Origin of the sequence: Pseudomonas sp. MPDS (assembly GCF_013283895.1) — a bacterium.
GTDB classification, from domain to species: domain Bacteria; phylum Pseudomonadota; class Gammaproteobacteria; order Pseudomonadales; family Pseudomonadaceae; genus Aquipseudomonas; species Aquipseudomonas rhizophila.
In genome coordinates this window covers 3,486,972-3,500,809 of sequence record NZ_CP054128.1, presented here as the reverse complement: position 1 = coordinate 3,500,809, position 13,838 = coordinate 3,486,972, and the positions used below count along the sequence as shown (strand labels likewise).

The 13,838-nt window shown below is 62.3% G+C and carries 13 protein-coding genes; 6 read left to right on the top strand and 7 right to left on the bottom strand.

All coding sequences use genetic code 11. From position 1 onward, the window contains the following. Positions 1-30: 30 nt before the first annotated feature. Genes HQ912_RS15395 through HQ912_RS15380 form a run of 4 tightly spaced genes read right to left on the bottom strand, consistent with a single transcriptional unit; the run spans position 31 to position 4,653 of the window. A complete protein-coding gene (locus HQ912_RS15395) occupies positions 31-498 on the bottom strand; it encodes a response regulator (protein WP_160892673.1) in 468 nt (155 codons plus the stop codon). Further along, a complete protein-coding gene (locus tag HQ912_RS15390; RefSeq protein WP_047226510.1) occupies positions 495-2,807 on the bottom strand; it encodes an ATP-binding protein in 2,313 nt (770 codons plus the stop codon). The genes HQ912_RS15395 and HQ912_RS15390 overlap by 4 nt, the downstream gene beginning before the upstream one ends. Beyond that, entirely contained in the window at positions 2,804-3,472 is a 669-nt protein-coding gene (locus tag HQ912_RS15385) for a response regulator (protein ID WP_047226509.1), read from the bottom strand. The genes HQ912_RS15390 and HQ912_RS15385 overlap by 4 nt, the downstream gene beginning before the upstream one ends. After that, entirely contained in the window at positions 3,469-4,653 is a 1,185-nt protein-coding gene (locus tag HQ912_RS15380) for a sensor histidine kinase (protein WP_173406987.1), read from the bottom strand. Before HQ912_RS15380 ends, HQ912_RS15385 begins: the two co-directional genes overlap by 4 nt. Positions 4,654-4,820: 167 nt before the next feature. Here HQ912_RS15380 and HQ912_RS15375 point away from each other — a divergent pair, with 167 nt between their 5' ends. The 4 genes from HQ912_RS15375 to HQ912_RS15360 all read left to right on the top strand — a co-directional run bounded on the left by HQ912_RS15375 (position 4,821) and on the right by HQ912_RS15360 (position 9,472). Then, entirely contained in the window at positions 4,821-5,342 is a 522-nt protein-coding gene (locus tag HQ912_RS15375; RefSeq protein WP_047226507.1) for an SgcJ/EcaC family oxidoreductase, read from the top strand. Between the two features lie 185 nt (positions 5,343-5,527). Then, a complete protein-coding gene (locus tag HQ912_RS15370; RefSeq protein WP_076384924.1) occupies positions 5,528-6,037 on the top strand; it encodes a sigma-70 family RNA polymerase sigma factor in 510 nt (169 codons plus the stop codon). Continuing rightward, positions 6,037-6,981, top strand: a complete 945-nt coding sequence (locus HQ912_RS15365; RefSeq protein WP_173406986.1) for a FecR domain-containing protein — start codon at positions 6,037-6,039, stop codon at positions 6,979-6,981. The genes HQ912_RS15370 and HQ912_RS15365 overlap by 1 nt, the downstream gene beginning before the upstream one ends. Positions 6,982-7,048: 67 nt before the next feature. After that, positions 7,049-9,472 carry a TonB-dependent receptor gene (locus HQ912_RS15360; protein WP_173406985.1) on the top strand — a complete coding sequence of 808 codons (2,424 nt, stop codon included), beginning with the start codon at positions 7,049-7,051 and terminating at the stop codon, positions 9,470-9,472. A 33-nt stretch (positions 9,473-9,505) separates the two neighbouring features. On the opposite strand, the gene HQ912_RS15355 is transcribed toward HQ912_RS15360, so the two are convergent. The 3 genes from HQ912_RS15355 to HQ912_RS15345 all read right to left on the bottom strand — a co-directional run bounded on the left by HQ912_RS15355 (position 9,506) and on the right by HQ912_RS15345 (position 11,284). Then, positions 9,506-9,907 carry a hypothetical protein gene (locus tag HQ912_RS15355; RefSeq protein ID WP_047226503.1) on the bottom strand — a complete coding sequence of 134 codons (402 nt, stop codon included), beginning with the start codon at positions 9,905-9,907 and terminating at the stop codon, positions 9,506-9,508. 273 nt (positions 9,908-10,180) lie between these two features. Next, complete coding sequence (locus tag HQ912_RS15350) at positions 10,181-10,660, bottom strand: DUF1348 family protein (protein WP_047226502.1); 480 nt, start codon at positions 10,658-10,660, stop codon at positions 10,181-10,183. 54 nt (positions 10,661-10,714) lie between these two features. Continuing rightward, positions 10,715-11,284: a TetR/AcrR family transcriptional regulator gene (locus tag HQ912_RS15345; protein ID WP_160892677.1), complete on the bottom strand. Its 570-nt coding sequence runs from the start codon at positions 11,282-11,284 to the stop codon at positions 10,715-10,717. Between the two features lie 122 nt (positions 11,285-11,406). On the opposite strand from HQ912_RS15345, the gene pssA reads away from it, so the two are divergent. Both pssA and HQ912_RS15335 read left to right on the top strand, forming a co-directional pair. Then, a complete protein-coding gene (gene pssA, locus HQ912_RS15340) occupies positions 11,407-12,750 on the top strand; it encodes a CDP-diacylglycerol--serine O-phosphatidyltransferase (protein ID WP_107322495.1) in 1,344 nt (447 codons plus the stop codon). 11 nt (positions 12,751-12,761) lie between these two features. After that, positions 12,762-13,778: an AraC family transcriptional regulator gene (locus tag HQ912_RS15335; protein ID WP_076384912.1), complete on the top strand. Its 1,017-nt coding sequence runs from the start codon at positions 12,762-12,764 to the stop codon at positions 13,776-13,778. The last annotated feature ends 60 nt before the right edge of the window (positions 13,779-13,838 follow it).

The window sequence follows — 13,838 nt, the reverse complement described above, 5'->3', positions numbered from 1 at the left end:
CCCGAGCCTGTTGCGGCCGGCTTAATCGGACTAAACCGCGCCGGCGGCCTGCCGGTGCTGGCGCAACAGTTCGATCTGCTGCGATGGAACCAGCTCGCGCAACGCCTTATAGAGCGCCCGTGTTTCCAGCAGATTCCAGATGCGCAGCATGGTTTCCAGCGCATCCAGGGGTTTGCTGATGAAGTCCCGGGCGCCCAGCGCCAGGGCGCGCAGGCGGGTGTCGCGGGTGGCGTCGGCGGTCAGCACCAGGATCGGCAGGTAGTCGTTTGCCGGGATGCGCCGGTTGAGCTGCTCCAGCACGGCGAAGCCATCGAATGCCGGCATGTGCAGGTCCAGGATCACCAGGTCAGGCTCAAAACTGTTGAACAGGTCGAGGGTGCGCAAAGGCTCGGTGCTGCTCAGTACGTTGTGCAGCCCTTCGCGAGCCAGCAACTGCTCCATCAGGTCCAGGTTGGGGCGCTGATCGTCAACGATCAGGATGCGCAAATCGCGATTCATGCGGGCTCCGGTAAATAACGTTCAAGGTGGCCGAGAAAGGCCTGGATATGAATGGGTTTGGTCAGGATCGCTGTGGCCCCGGCTTCGTGCAGGGCACGGTGGGTCAGGTCGCTGGCATCGGCGGTGATCATCAGTACCGGTGTGGACGCCGTAGCCGCCGATTGCCGCAAGCGGCGCAGCACCTCCAGGCCTGTCAGGTCCGGCAGGGTCACGTCCAGCAGGATCAACTGCGGGGCGTGCTGGCGAGCCAGGTCCAGGCCCAACTGGCCTTGCATGCTCGACAGCAGTTGAATACCCGGACGTCGCTGCATCAGGGTCTCGATCAGCGCCAGGCTCGACAGGTTGTCTTCGATGCACAGTATCTTGCCGTGATATTCGACTGACGGACGCGGTGCCTTAAGCGCGACGATGGGGGGCAAGCGGGCGTGTTCCACCCGGGCACCGGGCAATTGCAGGGTAAAACAACAACCTTGCCCCGGCTCGCTGTGGACCTGCAGGCTGCCTTGCATCATTTCCAGCAGGCTCTTGCTCAAGGACAGCCCAAGACCGGTGCCCTCGACCTGTGGATCGGCACCCAGGCGCTCGAACGGCTTGAACAACCGGTCAAGCTGCTCAGGGGCAATGCCATGCCCGGTGTCGCTGACAGCAATGCTGACTCGCGGCCCCTGGGTGGTCACCTCAATGCGCACTTCACCGCCGGGCCGGTTGTACTTGATGGCGTTGGACAATAGATTGAGCAGCACCTGCACCAGGCGTTGACGGTCGGCCAGCACACCGCTGCTGTCGGGTAGCGGCGCCAGCTCGGCCAACTGAATCCCGGCGTCGGCCGCCATGGGGGAAACCAGCGTCAGGGCTTCATGCAACACCGTCGTCAAGGCAATCGGCTCAATGTTCAGCGGCAGACGACCGGCCTCGATCCGGGCAATGTCCAGCACCTCGTTGATCAACGCCAGCAGATGCTGACCGGCGCGCAGGATGTGACTGACCTGTGGGCGCTGGCCGGCGCTGGAGTCCATGTCCAGCAGTTGCGCGAAGCCGAGTATGGCGTTCAGGGGTGTGCGCAGTTCGTGGCTCATGCGCGAAAGAAATTCGCTCTTGGCGCGGCTGGCGCTTTCGGCTTCTTCACGGGCGGTGCGCAGGGCGATCTCGGCGGCGCGGCGGTCAGTGATGTCGCGGGTGATCTTGGAAAACCCGCGCAGGGTGCCGGTACTGTCGTACTGGGCAGTGATGACCACACTGGCCCAGAAGCGGCTGCCGTCCTTGCGACAGCGCCAGCCTTCTTCCATGTAATGACCGTCACGGGCCGCTTCGTGCAGCGCCATGTCCGGGTGCGCCGGGCATTCTTCGCTCAGATAGAACAACGAAAAATGCCGGCCGAGGATTTCCTGTTCGGTGTAACCCTTGATCCGTTCGGCGCCGGCGTTCCAGGTAATGACATGGCCTTGGGCGTCCAGCGCAAAGATGCCGTAGTCCTTCACCCCATCGATGATCAGTCGCAAGCGTTCTTCGTTATCCCGCAGAGCCCGCTCGCGTTCGGCAAGCAACTGCCCGGCCTCTACCAGACGGGTGCCCAACTGGCCGATTTCGTCCTGCTCCGGCGGTTGCGGCAACAACGGTTGACCCAAGGCCAGGCGCTGAGCGTTGCCTTGGACCTGTTGCACGCGGGCGACAATGCCCTTGGACAGGAACAGCACCGCCACGATGGCGCCAAGCAGCCCGCACAGCGCCGCCAGTAGCGTGGCGAACAACAGGCGCATGCGCGTGGCCGAGGCGGCGGCACTGCGGTCGGCGAGCAGGGCGTCCTCACGTATACGCATGGCGTTGATCTGCTCGCGCAGCACGTCCAGGACGTGTTTGTTTTCGATCAGAATCGTCGTGATGGCCGCTGTGTCATCGGCCTTGCCGTTGCGCAAGGCATCCAGCCCATCGAGTTTTTCTGCGATCAGTGGGGTGATGGTCTTGAGGCGCTCGCGCATCCGGGCGTCGCGGATGTTGTGGTCCAACCGTTGCAACGCGGCCTTGATCAGCGGCGTGGCCTGTTCGTAGCTGGGCAGGAAGTCTTCGCGCCGGGTCAGCAGGTAACCGCGCACGCTGGCTGCGGCTTCGGCCAGCAGGGTATGCACCGTCTGGATATCGCCCTGGACCAGCAGCACCCGGCGCACGTCTTCTTCGGCCCGGGCGGTCTGGCGTTCGGTGATGTAGATCAGCACCAGCGACAGCAACAGCACCACCAGGGGCAGGGAAATGACCACCAATGCCTTGCCCCGCAATGGCAGGTTGGCCCAGCGGCGGGCGGCGAGGAATCTCATGGCCATTGCCCGCTGGGTTGTGCCACCAACCCCAGGGCAACACCGCGCACGGCGGCCTGGGTTCGATCGGCGGCTCCCAACTTGCCGATGACGCGCTCCACGTGGGCCTTGGCGGTGCCGGGGGCGATGCCGAGTTTTTCGCCGATTTCACGGTTGCTGAAGCCGCCGGCCACCAGCCCCAACACCTGGCGCTCGCGGGCTGTCAGGGCCTGGACCGGGGTAGCGCCACTGGCACCGCGCTCGGCCATGCGCCGCAGCAGGCGCGCACTGACCGAACTGTTCAGGGCCTCTTCGCCCTGGGCGACCCGTTTGAGGGCGTCCAGCACTTCATCGCGGCTGGCATCCTTGAGCAGATAACCGACCGCGCCCGCGCCGATGGCGGCTTCAAGGTGATCAGGGCTGTCGTCCATGGTGAAGATCACCACTTTGATCCCCGGCTGGCGCTGCTGCAGGATACGCGCCGCCCCCAGACCATTGAGCACCGGCATGCGAATGTCGAGAATGGCGATGTCCGGTTGCAGCCGCTCGCACAGATCGAGGGCTTCCTGGCCGTCGCTGGCCTGGCCGACGACTTCGAACCCCGGGCTGCCGGCCAGCATGCTGATAAAACCGGTGCGGGTCACTTCGTGATCATCGGCCAAAAGCAGGCGTAAAGGGGACGTCATGAGTGTGTTCCGTGGGTGGGTAGGGGGACGCTGGCCAGCAAACGGGTGCCACCATCGGGCTGGCTGAAACAGCTCAGGTGGCCGCCCAGCAGGCTGGCTCGTTCCTGCATGGCCGCCAGGCCCAGATGGCAGGTGCCATTGGTCTCGATGGGTTGTTCCAGAGCAAAACCACGGCCATTGTCTTCGACCCGCAGCGAGGCCCGGTCGTCGCTCACCATCAATCCCAGGCGTACATGGCTGGCCCGGGCGTGCTTGAGAATGTTGTTGATGCCTTCCTGGGCAATGCGGAACAAGGCGATTTCGGTGTTCCCCGGCAGGCGAGCGGCGCTGTGCTCGGCCCAGTCCACCGACAGGCCTGCATCCCGCAGGCGGTCGGCTTCCTTGTCGACGGCTTTGTACAGACCGAAGTCATCCAGCGCATGGGGACGCAGACCGCCGATCAACTGCCGGCCTTCGCCGACACAACCCCGGGCGAGATCGAGGATGGCCTGCAAGTCGTTCGCCAGGGCCGGCGGCAGAGGCGGGCAGCGACCGGCGAACCCCTGCAGGCGCTGATGCAAGCCGGCCAGGTTCTGTGCCAGGCCATCATGCAGGTCGTAGGCCACACGCTTGCGTTCGTCTTCCTGGACGCTGAACAGTCGATGGACCAGCTCGGACATGGTGCGTTCGCGGGCCTGCAACGCTTCGAGCAGACGACTGTTTTCCAGATGGGCAGCCAGCAGGGTCGCCAGCAATTGCAGTGACTCAATATCCTCGTTGTCCGGCGTGCCCAGGGCTACGCCGTTGCCCAGCAATAAAGCCCCGAACACCACACCGTCGGAGCCACGCAACGGAACGCGCAAGACCTGGGGCAGGGCGCTGCCAGGGTACTCCAGCCATTGTGGCTCGGCTGACGGCGGCTGAGCCAGGTTGGCAAGCAGATCGAGCCGTTCTTGGCTGCCATGGCTGGCGATGGTGCGAAACGTGGTGTCCGCTGCCCACTCCAGCAGCAGGCCATGATCCATGGCCATGAATGCGCACGCTCGTTGCACTGCGCGCTGGCGCATCGCCGACAGGGGCAATTGCGTCAGTTCATGGCCGGTGCCCAACAGCAGGCGCAGGCGTGCGGCACGACTTTGCGACTGGCGATATTGGGTTCGGATGGCCAGGGCACTGCCGGGGTCATGGGGTGGGCTTTGCATGATAGGGCTCCAGCGTGGATGGGACCGGTCGGCGTGGCGGTATTAGAGCGTGTCATCAGCACCGGGCCTATCTGCCGAACGGCATAGGCAATCGGCACCGGTTGGCCGATGGCGAAGGCCGTCAGGCCCTGCAAAGTCGGCTCATTGAAACCCACAGGAACGTTACGATGAAACTGAAAACCTTCGCCGCTGCCGCTTTTTTCATGCTGACCACACCCTTGGCCCTGGCACTTGAAACAACGCCATACGTTTATCGCACCGTAGCCGAGCAGCCACAGAATCAGAATGACCGTGAAATCGCCGCATTGTTCGACCGCTGGAACGCGGCCCTCAAAACCGGCAACGCTGCTGCAGTAACCAGCCTGTATGCGCCGGATGCGATATTGCAGCCCACCGTATCCAACCAGGTGCGCAACACGGCGGCACTGATTCAGGATTACTTTGAACACTTCCTGGCCGGCAAGCCGGTGGGGCAGATCAACTACCGGGAAATCCGTCACCTGGGACCTGACGCGGCGATGGACAGTGGTGTCTATACCTTTGCCCTGACCAACGCCGACGGCTCCAAGCGCGAGGTTCAGGCGCGCTACACCTTTATCTATGAACGCATTGACGGTCAGTGGAAGATCCTTAACCACCACTCCTCGGCCATGCCGCAAGTCCAGAAGCAACTGCATGCCAGCCACTGAGGCCGTTTGAACAAATGAGTTCGTCCCTGGCTGCGTTGGGGGGCGAACCACCCGTTTGGCAGGCTGGCAAAAAACGATAGGCCAGTGTCATTAACAGAGCGGTTCGATAAAGAAGTTGGATTCGTGCGGGAACATTAATTAGAATCACTCTCATTTAATGTATTCCTTGCACAAGGCTTCTTGACATGTCTGATGCAGCTACGCCAACGGAGCGTTCCTTGCACGCGCTGTACCGAGACCACGGTGGCTGGCTGGAAGGCTGGTTGAGACGACGCATGGGCAATGCCTGGGATGCCGCGGACCTGCGCCAGGACACGTTCCTGCGGGTCCTGTCCAGCGCTCAGCCATTGGCCGATCTGCACGAACCCCGCGCTTATCTGCTGACAGTCGGCAAGCGTCTGTTGAGCAACTTTTACGCGCGCCGCAACCTGGAGCAGGCTTACCTCGACGCCTTGGCGAGCTTGCCCCCAGCGTGCGTACCGTCCCCGGAGCAGCGTTGGCTGTTGCTGGAAACGTTGCAAGCCCTGGATGAATTGCTCGATGGCCTGCCGGCTCTGGTGCGGCGGGCTTTTTTGTGGAGCCAGCTCGAAGGCCTGGGCTACCGTGAAATCGCCGAGCGCATGCAGGTGTCGGAGCGCACCATCAAGCGCTATATGGCCCAGGCTTATGAGCATTGCCTGTTGGTGGAGTTTTGATGCGCCAGGCCCCTTCGCCGGAAGCTCGCGAAGTCGCCCGGGCGGCGGCTCGCTGGCTGGCCATGATGGAGTCTGGCGGGGATGACTTCGATTGCGCCGCGCTGCAACGTTGGCGCGACAGCAGCGCCCACCACGAGGCCGCCTGGCAAAAAGCCCAGCGATTGCGCCAGCGTTTCGCCGGGGTGCCGCCTTCATTGGGTATGGCGACCCTGGATCGCCCGGCATTGCCCCGTCGGGCGGTGCTCAAGCGTGCGCTCGGCGTCGCCGCGTTGGTGCCCACGGCCTGGTGGCTGGGGCGAGAGCTGCCGCTGGAGGTCTGGCGCGCCGACCTGCACACGGCCACGGGCGAACAGCGGCGCTGGTCGCTGGCCGACGGCAGCGCCTTGCAGTTGAATACCGACAGCGCCCTGGACCTGGACCTCAAGGCTCGACGCCTGGTGCTGGTGCAAGGGGAGATGGCCCTCAATGTCCAGGGGCCTGCGCCATTGGCCATTCAGGCACCGTTCGGCCTGATCTCCGTCAGCCGTAGCGAGGTCTGCGTACGCCTGAATGAGCGCAGTTGCCGGGTGTCGGTCCTCAGTGGTTCGGTGCAACTGCAACCGTTGCGCGGGCCAATGCTGACACTGAAGGAAGGCGAGCAGGTCAACCTCTTGGCCTCGGGCGCTGGACCGGTGGGGGCGTTCGACGTAGCGCAGTTGGGTTGGCGTGACGGTGTACTTGTGGCGCAGAACCAGCCGCTGGGGGATTTTCTCCGTGAGCTGGGCCGATATCGCCCAGGTTTATTGCGTTGGGACCCCGCCCTGGAGTCGCTGCGGGTGACCGGCAGCTTCCGTCTGGAAAACACCGATCGAATCCTCGCGTTGCTCTCGGCCAGCCTGCCGGTGCACGTGCAAACGCGCACCCGATACTGGGTCACATTGACGCTGCGCAAAAATACTGTCTGACGCCTGTCCCCTTTTTTTGTCTCGCTTGTCATTCAAGGCAACTGAACAAAAACGAGAGCTCCCACCAATGTCCGCAGTAGTACCTTTGCGTTTTCGCCCAGCCCTTGCCGGCTGGCGTCCGCTGTTGAACCTGAGTCTCGTGCTAAGTCTGAGCGCCAGTCCATTGTTCATGTCCTCCAGCCAGGCCGAAGAAGCTGCCCGACGCAGCTATCAGGTGCCGGCTGGCAGCCTCGGCGCCGCGCTGACCCGGTTCGCCGGCCTGGCGGGGGTCAACCTGTCGGTCGACCCGGCCCTGGTGAGCGGGCATAACAGCCCCGGTCTGTCGGGGGAGTATGCCGTGGAGGAGGGCTTTGCCCGACTGTTACAGGGCTCGGGTCTGCAACTGCAGCCGGTGGGCGAGCAGGCTTACATCCTGACCCCGGCGCCGGAAGGCAGCAGCTTGCAACTGGCTCCCACCTCGATCATGGGGGCCACGAGCCTGGCGCAGGGCGAGCCCTATGCCGGTGGCCAGGTCGCGCGCCGCGGCTCGCAAGGCTTGCTCGGGTCGCGGGACTTCATGGAAACCCCGTTCAGCATGACCACCTATACCAGCGAAGTGGTCAAGAACCAGCAGGCTCGGACCCTGGGCGACTTGATTGCCAGCGACCCTTCGGTTCGCGCCACCAATCCGGCAGGCGGGCGTTTCGAGCAGTTCACCATTCGCGGTTTCAGTCTGTTCAACAGTGATGTCGCCTACAACGGTCTCTACGGCATCCTGCCGACCTATTCGATCGACATGGAGATGGCCGACCGCGTCGACATCATCAAGGGCCCGACCCAGCTTATCAACGGCGTCTCGCCACGTGGTAGCGTGGGTGGCGGGATCAATGTGGTGCCCAAGCGGGCCACCGACAAACCCATCACTTCGTTCACGGGCAGCTACGCCTCCAACAACCAGCTCGGCGGCGCCGTGGATGTCGCCCGGCGTTTTGGTGAAGATAACCAGTTCGGCGTTCGTTTCAACGGCGTGAAGCAGTCCGGCGACACCGAATGGGATCACCAGAGTGTCGACCGTGACATGGCCGTGCTGGGCCTGGATTTTCGTGGCGAGCGTCTACGCCTCTCGACGGATATCGGGCGCACCGAGCGCGATACCGACGCGCCGCAGGAGCGCGTGCTGGTAGGGGCCAACGCACAGGTCCCGCACGCCAGCGATGTGCGCCGCAACTACGCTCAGCGCTGGAGCAAGGCGCGCACCAAGGACACTTTCGGCGCGGTGAACGCGCAATACGATGTCAACGATTCCGTGATGCTGTACGGCAGTGCAGGGGCGCGCAAAAGTGATCATGACTTCCTGCGGCACAACGTTTCGGTTAGCAACGACGCTGGCGATTTCAGCGTTCAACCCCGCGACTTTACCCGCGATGAAAATGTCCGCACGGCCACGGCCGGGGTGCGCAACTGGTTCCATACCGGCCCGGTGAGCCATGAGATCAACCTGGCCGCCAGCTACTTCTACATGGATTTCACCAACGGCGGCGCTCGTTATGCTTCGTCCCCGAGCAACCTGTATGACCCGGTGCAAACGCCGACTCCGAGCGACCCCACGCGCCAGGACAGCAAGGTCTATACCGAAAACCGCTCCACCGGCGTGGCGTTGTCCGACACCCTGGGTTTCTTCGATGATCGACTGCTGCTGACCCTCGGCACCCGCTGGCAGCGGATCAAGGTTGACGACTGGACGGATAACGTCAAAGGCGCCACCGCGTACGACGAGGAAAAGATGTCGCCGTCGGGCGGAATCCTGTTCAAGGCAACCGATAAGCTGTCGTTGTATGCCAACTACATGGAAGGTTTGAGCCAGGGCAAGATCGCGCCATCGACCTCGATCAACGAGGACGAAATATTCCCGCCGTTCATCAGTCGTCAGGTCGAGGTGGGAGCCAAATATGACGCGGGTGCGCTCGCCGTCACCGCCGCCGTCTTCCGGATCAAGCAGCCTGCCTACGCCACCGATGCCACGACCCGTGTCTTCGGCCCGAACGGCAAACGCGAGAACACCGGGGTTGAGTTGAGCGTGTTCGGTGAGCCGCTCAAGGGTTTGCGTTTGCTCGGCGGGGTCATGTATATCGACAGCGAGTTGACCGATACCACCGATGGCGCCTTTGATGGTAATCGGGCGCCGGCCACGCCCAAATACAATGTCAACCTGGGCGCCGAGTGGGATGTGCCGACCGTGCAGGGCCTGACCCTGACCAGCCGCGCCATCCACTCCAGTTCGCAGTACCTGGACCAGTCCAACACCAAGGAAATCGATTCCTGGGAGCGTGTGGATGTGGGCGCGCGCTACGCGTTCAAGGTGGACCAGAAGAACATCACCCTGCGTGCCAATGTCGAGAACGTCGCGGACAAGCGCTACTGGAGTTCAGCCGGCGCCTCGGATGACAGTGAGGCAGGCTTGACCCTGGCAACGCCGCGCACTTACCTGCTTTCGGCCACCGTGGACTTCTAGACCGATGTGCAGCTTCAGGGATGAAGCTGTTTCTCAGGCGTCACGGAACAGGTCGTGGGCATCCAGCAAGCGCCAGGCGATTTCGGGACGTTTTTCCAACCCGCGTCGAATGGCGGTGGGGATCGACTGGCGAATCTTGCGGCACAGGCCGGGCTGCTCCTGGAACTCAATGGCGATGCCGCGCATGGTGCGTACTTCGTTGTAGCCGGGTTCGACGCTCAGGCGGATTCCGAGGTTCTCGTACATACGCTGCTGCAACCGTTGGAGTTCGTCCAGGCTCTGGATATTTTCCAGCCGTTCGAGCAGGCGTTTTTCTTCCTGACGGTTCAAGCAAAGAATGCGCAGGTCACTGCCCGGGGTTTGCAGCAACGCATCACGCCCGCAGTCACAGACACCAGGCGGGCAGGGGGGACGGATCGGAATCGACGCGGTCATGGGCTCCACAGGTCAGCAACGAGCAAATCGCCTCTGAGTGTATCGGCGGTCCAGGCAATGTGATGCCTGGCGGCATGCCGGTCAACCCTGGCGAGTGGCCGCTTGTCTAGCGCCGTTGTGAGCGGGCGCTGGGCCGAGCCCGCAGTAGCAATGTGGGAGCGGGCTTGCTCGCGAAGACGGTTGTTCGTCCAGCATTGCTACCTGCTGACGCACCGCCTTCGCGAGCAAGCTTGATCCCACAAGGTTTCTGTTGCTTATACAAATGCCGTGCGCCTACAGCCCCAAGTCAGACAGCCCCGGATGATCATCCGGCCGGCGACCCAGCGGCCAATGGAATTTACGTTCGCTTTCCTGGATCGGCATGTCGTTGATGCAGGCGTAGCGGTTGGACATCAACCCTTGCTCGTCAAACTCCCAGTTTTCATTGCCGTAGGAACGGAACCAGTTGCCCGAATCGTCGTGCCATTCGTAGGCGTAGCGCACGGCGATACGGTTACCGGTGAAGGCCCACAGTTCTTTGATCAGCCGGTAGTCCAGTTCCTTGGCCCATTTACGGGTCAGGAAGGCCTTGGCCTCTTCGCGGTTATGGGCGAATTCGGCACGGTTGCGCCATTGAGTGTCCAGCGTATAGGCCAGGGACACCCGTTGTGGGTCGCGGGAGTTCCAGCCGTCTTCGGCCAGGCGGACTTTTTCAATGGCCGATTCACGGGTGAAAGGCGGCAGCGGCGGACGAACTTCAGCAGTGGATGACATGGCAGATCTCCAGTGAGTGATCGAGCAAGTGGCACAGCGGTTTACGGGAACGGGTTATTCAGTTTCAGCCAATAAGGACTTCAGTATGTTTTGGGCCTGGTCGGCGGCGCTGTGATCGCCCATGACCAGTGCGACGGTAATGGCGCCATCGATCAGGATCAGTAACTGCCGGGCCAAGGCATCCGGGCTCTCGACGCCTTGTTCTGTGCACAGCCGGGTTACATAGTCGAGCAACTTCTGTTTATGCAGTTTGGCGACTTGGCGGACCGGGTTCTGTGGGTCGCCGGTTTCGCCACTGGTGTTGATGAACGCACAGCCACGGAAACCTTCGCTGTCGAACCAGGTTTTGAGCACGGTAAACAGGTTGAGCAGCCGGGCGCGCGGAGTAGGGGCCTTGTCGACCTCACTGCTGAACCAGTGCATCCAGCGTTCGTCGCGCCGCTGGAGTGCGGCCACGATCAGATCGTCCTTGTTGGCAAAGTAGCGATAAATGCTCTTTCTGGAGACGCCGGCGGTTTTCACCAGCCGATCCATGCCGGTGGCCGCGATGCCACTTTTATAGATCAACTTTTCGGCGACATCGAGAATAATGTCTCGGGTCTCATTGCTATTGATTTCGTTCATGTCACTAACAGTAGAACGATCGTTCTCCTTGGTCAAATTGTTTTTTCATGACGCCCTGAAGACCCGAACCCATCGATGGTGTAAGCTCAACCACTCTTCGGATTCGACCTTTTGCGAGCCCTATGCCGTCGCTTTTCAAACGCCCCTTGCTGCCTAAGCTGCGCAGCTTTGCACTGACCGCCGATGCCGTGACCATCCTCGATGGCGCCGCCGAGTTCCGCCGTTGCCTGCTGGAGCAAATCGCCCAGGCCACCCAGCGCATCTACATCGTCGCCCTGTACCTGCAAGAGGACGAGGCCGGGCAGGAAATCCTCGATGCCTTGCACGCCGCCAAGGCCAAGCGTCCGGAACTGGACGTGGTCGTGGTGGTGGATTGGCTGCGGGCCCAGCGCGGGCTGATCGGCGCCAAGAAGCAGCCGGGCAATTCGGCGTGGTATCAGGAGCAGACCCGCACTCACGCCAGCGAAGTGCCGATCTACGGCGTGCCGGTGCAGACCCGCGAGTTGTTCGGCGTGCTGCACCTCAAAGGCTTCGTGATCGACGACTGCGTGCTTTACAGCGGTGCCAGCCTCAATAACGTCTACCTGCACAAATTCGACAAATACCGCTACGACCGCTACCACCTGTTGCGCAACGAGGCTCTGGCCGACTCGATGCAGCACCTGGTACAGCATGGCTTGATTGCCTCCAGCGCCGTGCATCGCCTGGATTTGCCGAACCTGCCCAGCACTCGCAGCCTGCGCAAGGACATCGGCGATCTGCGCAGCCGGCTCAAGTACGCCGCGTATGACACGCAGGCCGGCAACCTCGACAAGAGCGGCCTGTCGGTGAGCCCGTTGCTGGGCGTGGGCAAGAACAATCCGTTGAGCCGGGTGATCGGAGAATTGATTGCCAGCAGTCGCCGGCAACTGACCATCTGCACGCCGTATTTCAATCTGCCCCTGGGGGTGACCCGGGAAATCAATCGCGCGCTGGCTCGCGGGGTCAGGATCGACATTATCGTCGGCGACAAAACCGCCAACGACTTCTACATGCCGCCCAGCGAGCCGTTCAAGATCATCGCCGCGCTGCCCTATCTCTACGAAATCAGCCTGCGCCGCTTCGCCAAGCGGCATCAGCGTTACATCGACAGCGGCCAACTGAACCTGCACCTGTGGCGTGACGGTGACAATACCTATCACCTCAAGGGCATGTGGATCGACGAGCGCTACACCTTGCTGACCGGCAATAACCTCAATCCACGGGCGTTTCGCCTGGACCTGGAAAACGCTTTGTTGCTGGATGACCCCAAGGGCGAACTGCTGGGGCCGCGTCAGGCCGAGCTTGAGCAGATTTACCAGCACACCCGGCGCATCAATCGATATCTGGACCTGGAAACCCTGCCGGACTATCCCGCCGCAGTCGCCAGGTTTCTGAAACGGGTCAGCCGGGTGCGGATCGAGCGGCTGCTTTACCGGATCCTGTGAAAGCTCGTGCCATGTCGGAAAAAGACACCATCTCCATCCAGTTGGTACGTGAGGCGCTGCTGCAAAGCTGCGCTCCCGGAGCGGCCACCGATGAGGTTCTGAGCAAGGTCGGCATAGACCCTGCGTTGCTCGACGACTCCCAGGCGCGGGTCCCGGCCCATGCTTATGCGCGGCTCTGGCGTTTGCTCGCCCGACGCCTGGATGACGAGTTTTTTGGCATGGACCCGCGCAAGCTCAAGTCGGGTAGCCTGGCGTTTCTCTGCCAGTGCGCCATGGCCCAACCCACGCTGGCGAGCGGCCTGACGGCGGGGCTGGGGTTCCTCTCGCTGATGTTCGAACAGTTGCCGGCCCAATGGGTCCGCCAGCAGAGCCTGGCGGAAATCGTCCTGCTGGAGGACGATCAGGAGCCGCGCCGGGCCTTCACCTATTTCACCTACTGGATGATTGTTCATGGCGTGGCCTGTTGGCTGGCCGGGCGGCGTATTCCGATTCTTTCCATTGAGTTGCGTTGCCCGGAACCGGATTTCTGCGACGACTATCGTGTGATGTTCTCCCGGAACCTACGCTTTGACCGGCCCCGCACCCGGATGATCTTCTCCGCCGAATGCCTGGACCTGCCCATCCGACGCAGCACCGAGGAACTCAACCGCTTTCTGGCCCAGGCACCGGCCAACATCCTGGTCAAATATCGCGACCCGCAAAGCCTCGCCAGCCGCATCAGACACGACCTGCGCCAATTGCCACCCGAGCAGTGGCCGGAGACCGAGGCTCTGGCCCAGCAGTTGTGCGTTTCGGCGTCGACCCTGCGCCGCCGCTTGGCGGAGGAGGGCCAGACGTATCAAGGGCTCAAGGACAGTGTGCGCAAAGAGTTGGCCATCAACTGGCTGGCCGAACCTTCCATCAGTTTCGTGGAAATCGCCGCACGCCTGGGGTTTGCCGATGCCAGCTCCTTCTACAAGGCGTTTCGCAAGTGGTCCGGGTCCAATCCGGGACATTATCGCAGCCTGATTCTCAACGATCCTGGCTGATCCGGGATGTGGGTTGAGTGGGCTTGCGCTATCGCGGGCAAGCCTTGCTCCCACATAAGG